This is a genomic window from Pseudomonas sp. MWU12-2020, from assembly GCF_023100605.1.
Classification (GTDB): domain Bacteria; phylum Pseudomonadota; class Gammaproteobacteria; order Pseudomonadales; family Pseudomonadaceae; genus Aquipseudomonas; species Aquipseudomonas fluorescens_H.
The window spans coordinates 318286-335342 of the sequence record NZ_JALMEX010000005.1 but is presented as its reverse complement, the minus strand read 5'-3'; the positions used below and the strand labels follow the sequence as shown (position 1 = coordinate 335342).

The 17057-nt window shown below is 60.2% G+C and carries 11 protein-coding genes; 6 read left to right on the top strand and 5 right to left on the bottom strand.

Going from position 1 to position 17057, the window contains the following annotated elements; translation table 11 throughout:
- Position 1: 1 nt before the first annotated feature.
- From waaF to M0814_RS29085, 3 genes are all read right to left on the bottom strand, one after another.
- Positions 2 to 1036 (bottom strand): lipopolysaccharide heptosyltransferase II, encoded by a 1035-nt coding sequence (waaF, locus tag M0814_RS14370; protein WP_103485550.1) that lies wholly within the window; start codon positions 1034 to 1036, stop codon positions 2 to 4.
- Between the two features lie 330 nt (positions 1037 to 1366).
- On the bottom strand, positions 1367 to 4306 hold the full coding sequence (gene glnE, locus M0814_RS14365; RefSeq protein ID WP_103485551.1) for a bifunctional [glutamate--ammonia ligase]-adenylyl-L-tyrosine phosphorylase/[glutamate--ammonia-ligase] adenylyltransferase: 2940 nt from the start codon (positions 4304 to 4306) through the stop codon (positions 1367 to 1369).
- A complete protein-coding gene (locus tag M0814_RS29085; RefSeq protein ID WP_256198919.1) occupies positions 4303 to 4428 on the bottom strand; it encodes a hypothetical protein in 126 nt (41 codons plus the stop codon). The genes glnE and M0814_RS29085 overlap by 4 nt, the downstream gene beginning before the upstream one ends.
- Positions 4429 to 4690: 262 nt before the next feature.
- Between M0814_RS29085 and aceE the strand changes: the two genes are divergently transcribed.
- From aceE to msrA, 5 genes are all read left to right on the top strand, one after another.
- Entirely contained in the window at positions 4691 to 7336 is a 2646-nt protein-coding gene (gene aceE, locus M0814_RS14360) for a pyruvate dehydrogenase (acetyl-transferring), homodimeric type (RefSeq protein ID WP_003220999.1), read from the top strand.
- A gap of 11 nt (positions 7337 to 7347) precedes the next feature.
- Positions 7348 to 9303 (top strand): dihydrolipoyllysine-residue acetyltransferase, encoded by a 1956-nt coding sequence (gene aceF, locus M0814_RS14355; protein ID WP_103485552.1) that lies wholly within the window; start codon positions 7348 to 7350, stop codon positions 9301 to 9303.
- Positions 9304 to 9577: 274 nt separating this feature from the next.
- Positions 9578 to 10975, top strand: a complete 1398-nt coding sequence (locus M0814_RS14350) for an alkaline phosphatase D family protein (RefSeq protein ID WP_103485553.1) — start codon at positions 9578 to 9580, stop codon at positions 10973 to 10975.
- 239 nt (positions 10976 to 11214) lie between these two features.
- Positions 11215 to 13911: a GGDEF and EAL domain-containing protein gene (locus tag M0814_RS14345; protein ID WP_003220992.1), complete on the top strand. Its 2697-nt coding sequence runs from the start codon at positions 11215 to 11217 to the stop codon at positions 13909 to 13911.
- A gap of 205 nt (positions 13912 to 14116) precedes the next feature.
- Positions 14117 to 14782 carry a peptide-methionine (S)-S-oxide reductase MsrA gene (gene msrA, locus M0814_RS14340; protein WP_103485554.1) on the top strand — a complete coding sequence of 222 codons (666 nt, stop codon included), beginning with the start codon at positions 14117 to 14119 and terminating at the stop codon, positions 14780 to 14782.
- A 126-nt stretch (positions 14783 to 14908) separates the two neighbouring features.
- Here msrA and rlmJ read toward each other — a convergent pair whose 3' ends face one another.
- A complete protein-coding gene (gene rlmJ, locus M0814_RS14335; RefSeq protein WP_003220988.1) occupies positions 14909 to 15748 on the bottom strand; it encodes a 23S rRNA (adenine(2030)-N(6))-methyltransferase RlmJ in 840 nt (279 codons plus the stop codon).
- A 330-nt stretch (positions 15749 to 16078) separates the two neighbouring features.
- Here rlmJ and M0814_RS14330 point away from each other — a divergent pair, with 330 nt between their 5' ends.
- Positions 16079 to 16492 carry a hypothetical protein gene (locus M0814_RS14330; protein ID WP_003220987.1) on the top strand — a complete coding sequence of 138 codons (414 nt, stop codon included), beginning with the start codon at positions 16079 to 16081 and terminating at the stop codon, positions 16490 to 16492.
- 97 nt (positions 16493 to 16589) lie between these two features.
- Here the strand turns inward: M0814_RS14330 and M0814_RS14325 are convergent, their stop codons facing one another.
- Positions 16590 to 16910 (bottom strand): hypothetical protein, encoded by a 321-nt coding sequence (locus M0814_RS14325; protein WP_103485556.1) that lies wholly within the window; start codon positions 16908 to 16910, stop codon positions 16590 to 16592.
- Between the last annotated feature and the right edge of the window lie 147 nt (positions 16911 to 17057).

Below are 17057 nucleotides of genomic sequence, written 5' to 3'. Positions count from 1 at the left end.
CTTAATGAACCTCGACCACAGTACCCTGCAATTTCTGCAAGGCATCGTTGACCGCGTCCGGCATCAGCTGGCGCAGGCAGTTGTAATGGCCGAAACGGCAGGTGCGGTCGAAACACGGGCTGCAATCGAGACCCAGCCGAACGATTTCGACGTGTTCGGCCAGCGGCGGGGTGAAACCCGGCGAAGTGGAGCCGTAGACCGCCACCAGTGGACGGTTCAGTGCTGCCGCTACGTGCATCAGGCCGGAGTCGTTGGACACCACCGAATCGGCGCAGGACAGCAGGTCGATGGCCTCGGCCAGCGAGGTGCCGCCGCTGAGGTTGACCGACTCTTCACGCAGGCCGGGAATCAGCCGTGCGCGAATGTCTTCGCCCACCGCGTGGTCGTTCTTCGAGCCGAACAGCCACACCTGCCAGCCTTCGCGAATCCGCGCTTCGGCGACCTTGGCGTAATGCTCGGACGGCCAGCGTTTGGACTCACCGAACTCGGCGCCGGGGCACAGGGCCAACACCGGGCGGTCGAGGGTCAGGCCGAATTTGGCCAGCGCCGCTTCGCGGGTCACCGGATCGATTTGCAGGCTCGGACGCGGATACGGTTTCGGCAGCTCGGCGTTCGGCTCGTAAGCCAGGGCCATGAAGCGCTCGATCATCAGCGGATAACGTTCTTTATCCAGCGTACGCACGTCATTGAGCAGGCCGTAACGGAATTCGCCACGCCAGCCGGTGCGCTGCTTGATGCCGGCGAAAAACGGCACCAGCGCCGATTTGAGCGAGTTCGGCAGCAGGATCGCCTGATCGTACTGACCGGCCAGGGACTTGCCGATCCGCCGGCGTGTGGCCAATTCCAGCACGCCATGGCCGAGCGGAAAGCTCAAGGCCTTGCGCACTTCGGGCATGCGCTCAAGGATCGGCCGGCTCCACTCGGGGGCCAGCACGTCGATTTCGCATTGCGGGTGGCGCTGCTTGAGACACTGAAACAGTGTCTGCGCCATCACCATGTCACCGACCCAACTGGGCCCAACGATCAGAATATTCATGTGGTTTCCATAAACGAACCGGGGAGGCATTTACGCCTCCCCGCCTCGAGAATTCTACAAACACTGTAGATCTGCTGTGGGAGCGGGCTTGCTCGCGAAAGGGTCTTCACATCCAACATTATTGTCGTCTGATACTCCGCTATCGCGAGCAGGCTCGCTCCCACAGGGTTTCGCATCCGGCCCTGCATCTGCCATTCAACGCAGATCCACTGTGGGAGCGGGCTTGCTCGCGAAGGGGCCGTCACATCCTGCATCGGTGGTGACTGACACTGCGCTTTCGCGAGCAAGCCCGCTCCCACAGGGGCCATCAGGTGTTTCAAATATCCGGTTTCAGCTTAGCCCCAACTCTTTCCAGATCCGCAATACCTGCCGGCGCTCCTCGACAAACTGGTCGCCTGCAATCACCCCGGCGTCCTTCTGCAAGGCCTGTCGGTGAGCGGCGGAGCGGTAGGCTTTATAGGCCTCACGCAACAGGCTGGCATCTTCGGCAGGCATCAGCCCTTCGTGTTCCAGCTCTTCCAGAATGCGGATGTTATCGGTCCAGCGCAGCAATGGCGGGTGGCTTTGCGACCACGCCAGGGCCGCGTATTGCACCATAAATTCAATATCGACGATACCTCCGGCGTCCTGCTTGAGGTCGAACGGCGCTGTGGCCTCGAAGGCATTTGCCGCCGTGCCGGCCGCTGTGCTCTTGCTGCCGAGGTTATCGCGCATCTTGGCGCGCATCTCGCTGACTTCCTGCTGCAGCTTCGCCAGATCCCGCGCCTTGCCCAAAACCTGCGCGCGGACTTTCTCGAAGGCCTGACCGACATCCTGACTGCCGACCAGCACCCGCGCCCGCACCAGCGCCTGATGTTCCCAGGTCCAGGCTTCATTTTCCTGATAGCGCTCGAAAGCACCGAGCGAACTGACCAACAGCCCCGACGCGCCGGACGGCCGCAAACGCATGTCCACTTCATACAACTGACCGGAGTTGGTCTGCGCCGTCAGCAAGTGAATGATCCGCTGCCCCAGCCGGGTGAAGAACTGCGCGCCATCAATTGGCTTCGGCCCATCGGTTTCCGCCTGCGGATCGCCGTCATGGATGAACACCAGATCCAGATCCGAACCATGCCCCAGTTCCAGCCCGCCGACTTTCCCGTAACCGACAATGATGAAGCCGGGATCGCACAGGGTGCCATCAGTGCGCAGCGGCGTGCCGTACTTGGCCACCGTCTGACGCCAGGCCAACGCCAACACTTGCTCAAGAATCGCCTCGGCCAGCCAGGTCAGGTAATCGCTGACTTTCATCAACGGCAGACTGCCGGCGATTTCCGAGGCAGCGACGCGCAAGCGGTGCGCCAGTTTGAAGTGACGCAGGGCTTCCATCTGCTGTTCGAGGTCGTCTTCGGGAATCCGCGTCAGGCGTTCGCGCAACTCGGCAGCCAGTTCCGGCGCCAGGGGCGGCTTGAACAGCCGGCCTTCGTTGAGCAATTCGTCGAGCAGCAGCGGGAAACGGGTGATCTGTTCGGCGATCCACGGGCTGGCCGCGCACAGCGTCAGCAAGCGTCGCAGGGCACCGGGGTTTTCCGTGAGCAACACCAGATAGGCCGAACGTCGGGCGACCGCTTCGACCAGCGGTAGCACCCGCTCCAGCACCAGATCCGGGTTGTCATGCTCCACCGCCTGGGCCAGCAGGCGCGGGATAAACGCATCAAGACGCTCGCGACCCAGCCGCTGCATCGCGCGCAATTGCGGACTGCCACGCAGGCTCGCCAGCGCTTTCAGGGCCTTGGTCGCATCGGCGAAGCCGCCCTCTTCGAGCTGCCGGCAAGCGGCCTCTTCATCCTGCGCCTCTTCCCACAGCGGCAACCACTCACCGCCGACCACCACTTCGCAGTCGGCGCCCTCTTCTTCATCGGGATCGGCGATCACCTGCGCGAAGTGCCAGGCCACGCGACCGCGCCAGAACATCAGTTTTTCGTGGAAAGCTGCCCAATCGGCAAAACCGAGCATGAACGCGATCCGCGCCTGATCCTGAGCGCCGTCCGGCAACATCTGGGTCTGGCGGTCGGCAATCGCCTGGATCGCGTGTTCGGTGTAGCGCAGGAATTCGTAACCTTCGCGCAGTTCGCCGATCACCGCCGGCGGCAAGTAACCCTGCCCTTCCAGCGTGCTCAGCACCTTTAATAGAGGACGCTGTTGCAGGCTCAAATCGCGCCCGCCGTGGATCAACTGAAAGGCCTGAGCGATGAACTCGACTTCACGAATACCGCCGGAGCCGAGCTTGATGTTGTCGGCCATGCCCTTGCGCCGCACTTCCTGCTGGATCAGCTGCTTCATGGTGCGCAGCGCTTCGATCGCCGAGAAATCCAGATAACGCCGGTAGACGAACGGCCGCAGCATATCGAGCAACTGCGCGCCGGCCGTCTGATCGCCGGCCACCACCCGCGCCTTGATCATCGCGTAGCGTTCCCAGTCGCGGCCCTGGTCCTGGTAATACTGCTCCAGTGCATTGAAGCTCAGCACCAACGCGCCGGACGAACCGTACGGGCGCAGGCGCATGTCGACGCGGAACACGAAACCGTCGACCGTCATCGGGTCGAGGGCCTTGATCAGGCGCTGGCCGAGACGGATGAAGAATTCCTGATTATCCAGCGCGCGTTTCACGCCGACGGTTTCGCCGCCCTCGGGGTAGGCGAAGATCAGGTCGATGTCCGACGACAGGTTCAGCTCGACCGCGCCAAGCTTGCCCATGCCGAGGATGACCATCTGCTGCGGCAGACCGCTGCGCCGACCGGTCGGCGTACCGAACTGCTGGCAATGGCGGCTGTACAGCCATTGGTAGGCTTGATCGATGGTGGCGTCGGCCATGTCCGACAGGTCGCGGCAGGTCTGTACCAGATCAGCCTGGCGGTTCAGGTCACGCCAGATGATCCGCACTTGATGGCGGGCACGCTGGCGACGCAGGACGCGCCCGAGTTCGTCTTCGCTTTGCGCGGCAGCCACCGCTGCGGCAATCTGCGCGCAGAGTTCACCCGGCGCGAACGGCCGGTCGAGTTCGCCGGACTGCACCAGCGACAGCAACATCAAAGGGTCACGAACGCTCTGTTCAATGACGAAATCGCTGGCGGCACTGACGCGGGCGAATTGCGCCCAGCGTTCCGGCGTCCAGTTCGAGAAGCCGTGATCGTCTTCCAGCGCGGCGACGGCCGTACGGAACGACTGCTCGGATCGAGTGACCAACGGCAGGAGAATGGCGGGCAGTTCGGCAAGCACGGGCAGGGTCATGGTCTATCCTTGATCGGCGTGTAAATGGCCGCTTGTAGTGTTTGATGAAAACCCGCTACGCGAAGGACTGTCGAACAAAAGTTAGAAATAGCTGAAATTTCTTCTTCTTTGGCATCCAGCATCAAACTTTCACCTTTTTCGGATGGTAATCGACCAACCTTAACGATTATTCTCACAACGCAGTCGGAGGCCACAAGCCTTTCCTCTGTAGTTTTACTACTCGTCTATACAGGCGAAAGGCTGAAATGCTCAAAGATTTGTAGTAAAACTACACGCCGCCGGAACAACCTGTCGGCAATCCAAGAATTTTAAATCGTCTGCCCACAAGGCCAGTCGCAAACTCAGGCAACCGATTCTGGAAGCCTTTCCGCCCTGGAGCAAGCCATGCAAGACCTCGATCCCGTCGAAACCCAGGAATGGCTGGACGCCCTGGAATCGGTTCTCGACAAAGAAGGCGAAGACCGTGCTCACTATCTGATGACCCGTATGGGTGAACTGGCGACCCGCAGCGGTTCGCAGCTCCCTTACGCCATCACCACGCCTTACCGCAACACCATCCCGGTAACCCACGAAGCACGCATGCCTGGCGACCTGTTCATGGAACGCCGCATTCGCTCGCTGGTGCGCTGGAACGCGATGGCCATGGTAATGCGTACGAACCTGAAAGATTCTGACCTGGGTGGTCACATCTCCAGCTTCGCTTCCAGCGCGACCCTGTATGACATCGGCTTCAACTACTTCTTCCAGGCCCCGACCGACGAACACGGCGGCGACCTGATCTACTTCCAGGGCCACACCTCGCCAGGCGTTTACGCCCGTGCGTTCATGGAAGGCCGCATCACCGAAGACCAGATGAACAACTTCCGCCAGGAAGTCGACGGTCAGGGCCTGTCGTCCTATCCGCACCCTTGGCTGATGCCTGACTTCTGGCAGTTCCCGACCGTATCCATGGGTCTGGGTCCGATCCAGGCGATCTACCAGGCACGCTTCATGAAGTACCTGGAACACCGCGGTTTCATTCAGCCGGGCAAACAGAAAGTCTGGTGCTTCCTGGGCGACGGCGAGTGCGACGAGCCGGAATCCCTGGGCGCAATCTCCCTGGCCGGCCGCGAGAAGCTGGACAACCTGATCTTCGTCATCAACTGCAACCTGCAGCGCCTCGACGGCCCGGTTCGCGGCAACGGCAAGATCATCCAGGAACTCGAAGGCGTGTTCCGCGGTGCTCAGTGGAACGTGACCAAAGTCATCTGGGGCCGTTTCTGGGACCCACTGCTGGCCAAGGACGTCGACGGCATCCTGCAACGTCGCATGGACGAAGTCATCGACGGCGAGTACCAGAACTACAAAGCCAAAGACGGCGCGTTCGTTCGCGAGCACTTCTTCAACACGCCTGAACTCAAGGCGATGGTTGCCGATCTGTCCGACGACGAGATCTGGAAACTCAACCGTGGCGGCCACGACCCGTACAAGGTCTATGCGGCGTACCACGAAGCGGTCAACCACAAAGAACAACCAACCGTCATCCTGGCCAAGACCATCAAGGGTTATGGCACCGGTGCCGGCGAAGCGAAAAACACTGCGCACAACACCAAGAAAGTCGACGTCGACAGCCTGAAGTTGTTCCGCGACCGCTTCGACATCCCGGTCAAGGACGAAGAGCTGGAGAACCTGCCGTTCTTCAAGCCAGAGCCAAACAGCGCCGAAGCCCGCTACCTGAGCGAGCGCCGTGCTGCACTGGGCGGTTTCGTACCGCAGCGCCGCGCGCAGAGCTTCAGCGTACCGACGCCGGACCTGGACACCCTGAAAGCCATCCTCGATGGTTCGGGCGACCGTGAAATTTCCACCACCATGGCTTTCGTGCGGATCCTCGCGCAACTGGTCAAGGACAAGGAAATCGGCCCGCGCATCGTGCCGATCATCCCGGACGAAGCCCGTACCTTCGGTATGGAAGGCATGTTCCGTCAGCTGGGCATTTACTCCTCCGTCGGCCAGCTCTACGAGCCAGTCGATAAAGACCAGGTGATGTTCTACAAGGAAGACCAGAAAGGTCAGATTCTTGAAGAAGGCATCAACGAAGCGGGCGCCATGAGTTCCTTCATCGCTGCCGGTACTTCGTACTCCAGCCACAACCAGCCGATGCTGCCGTTCTACATCTTCTACTCGATGTTCGGCTTCCAGCGTATCGGTGACCTGGCCTGGGCCGCCGGCGACAGTCGTACCCGTGGCTTCCTGATCGGCGGCACCGCCGGCCGTACCACCCTGAACGGTGAAGGCCTGCAGCACGAAGACGGTCACAGCCACCTGCTGGCCGCGACCATCCCGAACTGCCGCACCTACGATCCAACCTACGGCTACGAGCTGGCGGTGATCATTCAGGACGGCATGAAGAAGATGACCGAAGAGCAACAGGACATCTTCTACTACATCACCGTGATGAACGAGTCGTACCAGCAGCCAGCCATGCCGGCCGGTGCCGAAGAAGGCATCAAGAAAGGCATGTACCTGCTCGAAGAAGACACCCGCGATGCGGCGCATCACGTACAACTGATGGGCTCCGGTACCATCCTGCGTGAAGTGCGTGAAGCGGCGAAGATTCTGCGTGAAGAGTTCAACATCGGCGCTGACGTATGGAGCGTCACCAGCTTCAACGAACTGCGTCGCGACGGCCTGGCCGTAGAGCGCAGCAACCGTCTGAAGCCTGGCCAGAAGCCTAAGCAGAGCTACGTTGAAGAGTGCCTGAGCGGCCGTAAGGGTCCGGTCATCGCTTCTACCGACTACATGAAGCTGTTCGCCGAGCAGATCCGTCAGTGGGTACCGTCCAAGGAATTCAAAGTCCTGGGCACCGACGGTTTCGGCCGCAGCGACAGCCGCAAGAAACTGCGTCATTTCTTCGAAGTCGACCGTCATTTCGTGGTGTTGGCAGCCCTGGAAGCACTGGCTGACCGTGGTGATATCGAACCTAAAGTCGTGGCTGAGGCCATCGTCAAGTTCGGCATCGACCCGGAAAAACGCAACCCACTGGACTGCTGAGGAGACATTTTGTGAGCGAACTCATTCGCGTACCTGACATCGGCAGCGGTGAAGGTGAAGTAATTGAACTGTTTGTGAAGGTCGGCGACCGTATCGAAGCCGACCAGAGCATCCTGACCCTGGAATCGGACAAGGCCAGCATGGAAGTGCCGGCCCCGAAAGCCGGCGTCATCAAAAGCCTGAAAGTGAAGCTGGGCGACCGTCTGAAAGAAGGCGACGAACTGCTCGAGCTGGAAGTCGAGGGCGCCGCTGCTGCGGCCCCTGCTCCTGCTGCTCCGGCCAAAAAAGCCGAAGAAAAACCGGCTGCGGCCCCTGCCGCCGCCGCGCCAGCCGCTGCGCCTGCTGCCGCTTCGGTGCAGCAAGTGCACGTGCCGGACATCGGTTCGTCGGGCAAGGCCCAGATCATCGAGATCCAGGTCAAGGTTGGCGACAAGGTCGAAGCTGATCAATCGCTGATCACCCTCGAATCCGACAAGGCGAGCATGGAAATCCCGTCGCCTGCCGCGGGCGTGGTCAAGGCCATCAGCGTCAAGCTCAACGACGAAGTCGGCACTGGCGACCTGATCCTCGATCTGGAAGTGGCGGTTGCTGCGGCCCCTGCTGCTTCCGCTCCGGCTCAGGCTGCTGCGCCAGCCGCTGCCGCTGCGCCTGCTCCTGCAGCAGCCCCGGCTGCTCCAGTTGCCGACAGCGTTCAGGACATCCACGTTCCGGACATCGGTTCGGCCGGCAAGGCCAAGATCATCGAAGTGTTGGTCAAGGCTGGCGACAGCGTTGAAGCCGACCAGTCGCTGATCACCCTCGAATCCGACAAGGCAAGCATGGAAATCCCATCGCCTGCCGCTGGCGTGGTGGAAAGCGTTTCGATCAAGCTGGACGACGAAGTCGGTACCGGCGACCTGATCCTCAAGCTGAAAGTCAAAGGCGCAGCGCCTGCTGCTGCCACGGCTCCAGCTGCCGCTGCTGCAAGCGCTCCGGCACCTGCCGCTGCTGCTCCGGCTGCCGCTGCACCTGCGGCTACCGCTCCGGCCGCTGCTCCGGCCAAGCCTGGTGCCAAAGTTCACGCCGGCCCGGCCGTGCGTCAACTGGCCCGTGAGTTCGGCGTTGAGCTGAGCGCTGTAGGCGCGAGCGGTCCGCACGGTCGCATCCTCAAGGAAGACGTGCAGGTTTACGTCAAGGCGATGATGCAGAAGGCCAAGGAAGCGCCGGCTGCTGGCGGCGCAACCGGTGGCGCGGGCATCCCGCCGATCCCGGTCGTGGACTTCAGCCGCTTCGGTGAAATCGAAGAAGTGCCGATGACCCGCCTGATGCAGGTCGGCGCTGCCAACCTGCACCGCAGCTGGCTGAACGTGCCGCACGTGACGCAATTCGACTCGGCGGATATCACCGAGCTGGAAGCGTTCCGCGTTGCGCAGAAAGCAGTCGCAGAGAAGGCCGGCGTCAAGCTGACCATCCTGCCGCTGCTGCTCAAGACCTGTGCGCACCTGCTCAAGGAACTGCCGGACTTCAACAGTTCGCTGGCGCCAAGCGGCAAGGCGATCATTCGCAAGAAGTACGTCAACATCGGTTTCGCGGTAGACACTCCTGATGGCCTGCTGGTACCGGTCATCAAGAACGTCGACCAGAAGAGCCTGCTGCAACTGGCTGCAGAAGCTGCTTCGCTGGCTGAAAAAGCCCGCACCAAGAAGCTCTCTTCGGACGAGATGCAAGGCGCCTGCTTCACCATTTCCAGCCTCGGCCACATTGGCGGCACCGGCTTCACGCCGATCGTCAACGCGCCGGAAGTGGCGATCCTCGGTGTTTCCAAGGCAACCATCCAGCCAGTCTGGGACGGCAAAGCCTTCCAGCCGAAACTGATGCTGCCACTGTCGCTGTCCTACGATCACCGTGTGATCAACGGCGCCGCTGCTGCACGCTTCACCCAGCGTCTGGGCAGCCTGTTGGGCGACATCCGCACCATCCTGCTGTAAAGCGTTCGGCCCTCCGGCAACGGAGGGCCGATTGCGTTTCACGTTTTCGAGCGCCACACGCTCGTACCTCAACCCCGTCAGTTTGACGGGGCTTTTTTTTGCCCAGAGAAAAGTACAGCGCCTCTTCCTACAAGTTCGGTTTACTTGAACTACGAACGCAGTCCACTTCGCCTCGATATTTTTCGTCGACCGCCAACTAATCTTTGCCTCCCGATCAAATAAGCAACTTCCTGCGTTATTTATCAAAACCAGACTTACTCGAATGGATTCGAATATGTTCAAACCAACTATCGGCCCGATTATCGGCCACACCACAACTAATCATGCCCGCATATTCATGCGCGCAGACAATCAAGGCAACGCACCGGTATTTGCCGCCATTCGCCATCGGACTGCAGGAACACAACAGTGGTCAGCAGGCACTTTCGCCGAACCCAGCGCACTGCGCGACATGACCGAAGTGTTCACCCTCAATAACTTGAGCAGCGACACCGAATATGAATACCAGACCGGCTGGTTCAGCCCGATGAATCCGGTACATACCGTGGACAGTGTCGCCGAACTGCCGCTGCAGTGGCCCCGGGAAATCTATCGATTACGCACCCGCTCCAGCAAAGCCCTGCAGCCAAGGGCCTATATCGTCGGCTCCTGCCGTTACTTGCGCATGACCGCCGGCATCCCGTCGCTGCCGCAACTGGGTGACCGGATCTTTGCTTCCATCAATCAGTTGATCGAAGGCGCGCAACCACCGATCAGTGCCACGTTAATGACGGGCGATCAGATTTATGTCGACGACCTCAATCTGTTCGCACCCGATCGTGAATATAAGGAAATCCTCAGCAAGTACCGTGCGGCATTCTCTCAACCCAACATTCAGCGCTTGATGTCCGGCACATCGACTTACATGATCCTGGATGATCACGAAATCGAAGACAACTGGCCGGCGAACGCCAGCAAGTCAGATCAAGCGTTATATCGCAATGCCATGGCCGCCTATGAAATCTATCAAGCCAGCCACGGACCTGCGCACGAACTTACAACTAACAAAGAGGTGAATCGCGTAAAGCTCGAGCACTACTGGTATCAATTCAGTGACGGTGACATCGAATGGTTCGTGACCGACAGCCGCACTCGACGCAACTTGTCAGCCGATGATCGCCGCATACTGGATGAGGTGCAGGAACAGGCGCTGCTCAAGTGGCTGATCAACAGCCCGGCGCGAGTGAAATTCGTGGTGACCAGCGTAATGTTCTACCCGGATCGCAAACTGTATGGTGAGGATGCCTGGAAAGCCTTCCCGGAGCAGCGCTTGCGGCTGCTGGAAACCATCCGCACCCGACGCATCAAGAATGTCGTGTTTGTCTCGGGCGACGTGCATGGCTCGCTGACCTCGCGCCTGACCCACAGCGCAGACCCGGACTTCGAAGTGCACACCATCGTTTCCTCGCCGTTTTGCAACAGCAAGCTGTTGCCCTATGCCAAGGCGTCGACGTTCATCCTCGATCAACCGCTGGCGCGCACGGCAGCAGGCGATTATCAACATGAATTGACCAGCAGAGTGGTCAGCGAAGACAACTTCGCCCATGTGGTGGTTGAGGCCGGAAAAATTCAGGTCAATTACCATGATCGCGACGGCAAACGCCTGCAATCGATCGAAATCAACCTGCGCTGAAGCCCTGAACAAAATGCCGTTCCCGCGCGCCAGGCGCTCTGGAACGGCACTCGCGGCGCACATCCGTATTACTTTTTGCCGCGCGCTGGAGAAATGCCCTGCGCGGCCGACATATTCTTATAGCACTTGGCCTTCATCTCTCTTGTCAGTCGGTGCCGCAATGATGCAACCTTGCCGCAGGCAACAGTAAAGAGGGCGCGAGCCCGGCGCGTTCAGCATATTTCCAAGCGAGTTCCTTCATGAAGAGCCAACCCGATGCCGCCAGCCGTATGGCGGTCGAGGTAGTGACGCAGCTGCCTGTGCCCTCGCGGCTCGGCATGCTGCGTTTCGAGCGCTTGAATGAAGCGAGCTGGGCGATGCTGTTTCTCGACCCCAACTGCGAACGCCAGTTCGGCCAGCCGGCCGTCGAATTGTGTGCGTTGGTCGGCTCGCCTTACGCCAGCCTGATGGAACCCGAAGCGCGCTATCAACTGCACGACACCATTCAGCAACAACTGCGCGACAGCCCGCATTATCTGGTGCGCTACACCCTGCACACCGCCGCTGGTGCGCTGAGCATCCTAGAGCTGGGCGAGGCCTATAAGCAGCACAATCGGCACTTGCTGCGCGGTTATCTGCTGGCGGTCGATGATGTGTTCGACGGCGCGCCAGCGGTGCCCTGCGTCGACCTCGAAACCCAGAATTCGCGCCTGCAGATCGCTTTGGAACTGAACCAGCGCGCTCAGCAGGAACAACTGCAGCACCTGGAGCGGGTACGCGCCCAGCAGGATCTGATTCTGTTGCTGGCTCGCCAGCGCTACAGCAGCCACAACTCGCTGCAGGAAGCTGCCGAGCTGATCACCCGCAGCGCCTGCGATATCTATGAGATCGACTGTGCCAGCCTGTGGAACCTCGAAGGCAGCCTGCTGGTGCCGATTTCCGCGTATCACCGCGCTACGCAGGAATACATCCTGCCGGAGGTGATCGACATCAGCGGTTTCCCCGATTACATGGAAGCCCTGCACGGCAGCCGCGCCATCGACGCGCACAATGCGATGCGCGACCCGCGTACCCGCGAGATGGCCGAAGCCCTGCGCCCGCGCGACGTCAACGCGATGCTCGACGCCAGCATCCGGGTCGATGGCCAAGTGGTCGGCGTGCTGTGTCTGGAGCAGACCGGCGTCACCCGCGCCTGGCAGTCCGACGAAATCGCCTTTGCCGGTGAGCTGGCCGACCAGTTCGCCCAGGTCATCAACAACCATAACCGGCGTACCGCCACCAGCGCTCTGCACCTATTCCAGCGCGCAGTCGAACAAAGTGCCAACGCCTTTCTGCTGGTCAACTGCGACGGCGTGGTCGAGTACGTCAATCCGAGCTTCACCGCCATCACCCAGTACTCCACCGAGGAAGTCCATGGCCAGCGCCTGTCGGAGCTGCCGGCCCTGGAAAACCTCAGCGAACTGCTGTTCGACGCGCCCTCGGCGCTGGCCAAGAGCAACAGCTGGCAGGGCGAATTCAAGAGCCGGCGCAAGAACCTCGAACCGTACTGGGGCCAGTTGTCGATCTCCAAGGTGTATGGCGACAACCGCGAACTGACGCACTACATTGGCATCTACGAAGACATCACCCAGACCAAACTGGCGCAGCAGCGCATCGAGCGTCTGGCGTACACCGACAACCTGACCAACCTCGGCAACCGCCCGGCGTTTATCCGCAATCTGGATGAACGCTTCGCCCGCGATAGCGATACCCCGATCAGCCTGCTGCTGGTGGACATCGACAACTTCAAGCGGATCAACGACAGCCTCGGTCACCAGACCGGCGACAAGTTGCTGATCAGCCTCGCCCGCCGCTTGCGCAACAGCCTGAGCCCGAGCGGCAGCCTCGCGCGGTTCGCCAGTAACGAATTTGCGGTGCTGCTCGACGACACCGACCTCGCCACCGGCCAACAGATCGCCAACCAGTTGCTGGCGACCCTCGACAAGCCGATGTTCGTCGACAACCAGTTGATCAGCGTCACCGGCTCGGTGGGCCTGGCCTGCGCGCCACTGCATGGCCGCGATCCGCAAACCCTGATGCGCAACGCCGGCCTCGCCCTGCACAAGGCCAAGGCCAATGGCAAACACCAGGTTCAGGTGTTCACCGAAGCGCTGAACGCCGAAGCCAGTTACAAACTGTTCGTCGAGAACAACTTGCGCCGCGCCCTGACCCAGAACGAGCTGGACGTGTTCTACCAGCCCAAACTGTGCCTGCGCAGCGGTCGCCTGCTCGGCATGGAAGCGCTGCTGCGCTGGAATCACCCGGAACGCGGCATGATTCGCCCGGACCAGTTCATCAGCGTCGCCGAAGAAACCGGCCTGATCATCCCGATCGGCAAGTGGATCGCCCGCCAGGCCTGCCGCATGAGCAAGGCCCTGACCGCCGCTGGCCTGGGCAATCTGCAAGTGGCGATCAACCTCTCGCCGAAACAGTTCTCCGATCCGGATCTGGTCGCGTCCATCGCCAATATCCTCAAGGAAGAAGCGCTGCCGGCCAATCTGCTCGAACTGGAGCTGACCGAAGGCCTGTTGCTGGAAGCCACCGAAGACACTCACTTGCAGCTCGATCAGCTCAAGCGTCTGGGCCTGACCCTGGCCATGGACGACTTCGGCACCGGTTACTCGTCGCTCAGCTACCTGAAGAAATTCCCGATCGACATCATCAAGATCGATCGCAGCTTCATCCACGAAATCCCCGACAACCAGGACGACATGGAAATCACCTCCGCGGTGATCGCCATGGCCCACAACCTGAAGCTCAAAGTCGTGGCCGAAGGCATCGAGACCGCCGAACAACTGGCGTTCCTGCGCCGCCACCGCTGCGACGTCGGCCAGGGCTACCTGTTCGACCGGCCGATCCCCGGCGGTGAGCTGATTCAGGCGCTCAAGCGCTACCCGCGCGGCCCACTCTGCCTCTAACCCCCACCGATACCCCTGTCGATGAATTCCACTTGTGGGAGCGGGCTTGCTCGCGAATGCAGTTTGTCAGGCAATGTTGATGTCGACTGACACACCGCATTCGCGAGCAAGCCCGCTCCCACATTTGAATAGTGCGAAATCCGGCATCATTCGGCACACTGACGGTCTGACTTTTTACATCCCATCCTGACTGAGAGGAACGATCATGGTTCTGCGCTCGGAAATTCTGGTGAACAAAAACGTGCTACCGACCAAAGAACAAGCGCTGCCCGGCCGCGAAACCGCGATGACCCTGCCTGAAAAGCATTTCGTCTTCGAAGAAACTCCCTTGCTCGGTCCATTCTTTCAGGACGTCGACTTTGCGATCTTCGGTCTGGGTTGCTTCTGGGGGGCGGAACGCCGTTTCTGGCAGCGCGAAGGCGTGGTCAGCACCGTGGTTGGCTACGCCGGCGGCTACACGCCGAACCCGACCTACGAAGAAGTCTGCTCGGGCCTGACCGGCCACGCCGAAGTGGTGCTGGTGGTGTATGACAAGACCAAAGTCAGGTACGAAGAGCTGCTGGCGATGTTCTGGGAACTGCATAACCCGACGCAGGGCATGCGTCAGGGCAACGACATCGGCACCCAATACCGCTCGGTGATCTACGCCACTTCGCCTGAACAACTGGATGCGGCGCTGAAGAGCAAAGCGGTGTATCAGGCTGAACTGTCGAAGGCTGGCCTGGGCGAAATCAGCACCGAGATCGAGCAGGCGCCGACCGTGTACTTTGCTGAGGCGTATCACCAGCAGTATCTGGCGAAGAACCCTGAAGGCTACTGCGGGATTGGCGGCACCGGCGTGTGCATGCCACCGAGCCTGGCGGGTAACTAAACCCTTAAAGCAAAAGATCGCAGCCTTCGGCAGCTCCTACAGGTCCGTGATTGTCCGCACATAAGTGGACGACACTGAATCCTGTAGGAGCTGCCGAAGGCTGCGATCTTTTGCTCTTGCCGTTGATCAGCTTTCAGCAATCAACCAATCCATCTGCCACCCACCCTGAGTCTGCCCAAGCTTCTTCGACAACCACGGCAGCAGCTCACGCAATTCTTCCTCCAGCCCCCACGGCGGATTGGCAATCGCCATCCCGGAGCCGTTGAGGCTGTTAGGCGTATCCAGCGGATGCACCAGCAGTTCCACGCGCAGCAACTTCGGCGCGCCGGTACCGGCCAGATCCTGATAGAAACGGCGCAACGCACGCTGATCCTTCACCGGATACCAGATCGCCGCCACGGTTTGGCGCATCCGGCCAATCGCTTCTTTCAGCGACGCCGCACACTTTTGCATCTCGTCGAGCTGCTCGAACGGCGGATCAATCAACATCACCGCGCGTTTCTCCTGCACCGGCAACATCGCCCGCGCCACATGCCAGCCCTCGCCCAGATGCACCTTGACCCGACGATCGCCGGCCATGTTCTCTTTAAGCTGCACGCCGTCTTCCGGGTGCTTCTCGTTGAGCATCACCCGATCCTGCGGCCGGGTCAGACGCCGCGCCAGCTCCGGCGAACCCGGGTAGTAGCGCAACTGGCCATCCGGGTTCATCTCGTGCAGCACCTTCATGTAGTCGGCGGTCAGCGCCGGCAGATCCGGCTGATCCCACAAACGCGCGATGCCTTCCAGGTACTCGCCGGTACGGTTGGCCTGATCACCCTGCAGGTCATACAGACCGATGCCGGCGTGCGTATCGAGATAGGCAAACGGCTGCTCCTTGCGCGACATCAGCGCGATGAGGCGGGTCAAGGTCAGGTGTTTGAACACATCGGCGTGATTGCCGGCATGGAAGGCGTGACGATAATTCATGGCTGCTCCTGCGAAGGGCGCAAAGTTTACCTTTTACCGGGCGGCAAGTCAGGGGTTGGCGGCCGAGCGGACAAAAGCCGGCCCTCACCCTAACCCTCTCCCGGAGGGAGAGGGGACTGACGGTGGTGATCTTGCGAGTTACATCGACCTGAATGATCAGCGTGATCTCAGGCTTGGCCAACTGACGTTCACCACCGAAGGCGCAGGTCGGCGTACATCACCCAGACAACTCGGTCAGTCCCCTCTCCCTCTGGGAGAGGGCTAGGGTGAGGGGCTTTGCTTTTATGGCGTTAAACTGGCGAACCATGAACGACAGGAAGTCAAAAACTCATGCAATATCTGATCATCTGCTTATTCAGCCTGCTTAGCCCATACCTCGCCCTTGCCGACGAAACTCACATTGAACAGGCACGCCAGTCACTAAAAAACTACGGACTGAGCCACTGCATTCTGAAGCCATTCAACGAACGCTCCGCGCTGGAAAAAGACATCGCACTGTCCGCCAATGCCTATTCGTTCATGGGCAAAGGCATGCATACCATTTTGCAAAATGAAGACACGCTCCAGGTGCTGCACGATCCCTACAAAGAAACCCGAAACTACGTGTTGGCGGCTTACGAGCAGAAACCTTCAAACAGTAAATACTCGAATGAAAAAGTAGTGTTTTTTGGGTGCATGAAGGTCTACAACTCCGAGGCGTTCGACCGCTTTATCAAAACTCAGGATGCGTATATCGCTGATTGAGCCAAATTCCAAAGATCGCAGCCTTCGGCAGCTCCTACACAGGATTGGCGTCCCCCCCTGTAGGAGCTGCCGAAGGCTGCGATCTTTTGCTCTTTTTTCAGGCCGGCATCGCGCTCAAGCGTTTGCCGATGACATCCAGCACATCGCAACCGTCACGCAGTGGAATGGCGCAGAGCATGGCGAAGTCGCTGAGGATGATCGAGTCGCATTCGACCGAGCCGCGCATGCACATGTTTTCCAGCACCTGGATCACGGCGCGGATGCGGTGGTTGGCCGCGTCCATGAGGATATCGAGGGGGACTTGGGTGTCGATGAACAGGGTGGGCATGTCGCTGCAATTGCCGGTCAGGGCCATGAAGCGGTTGTCGGGATGGGGGATGATTTTTTCGTAGGGTGGGTCGGGTTTAAGCGCTGTCATCTTTTGAACCTCTGGTAGTGAAATGAGCTTCCACCATCTCCCTCCTACAGGTTTGGGTGGCAGCCATGCGCGGGGTAGGAGAACCGAGACCAGAGAACTCGGCCACGCCAAAGCGTGCCCGCGCATAACCGCCGCAAATGATCTTAC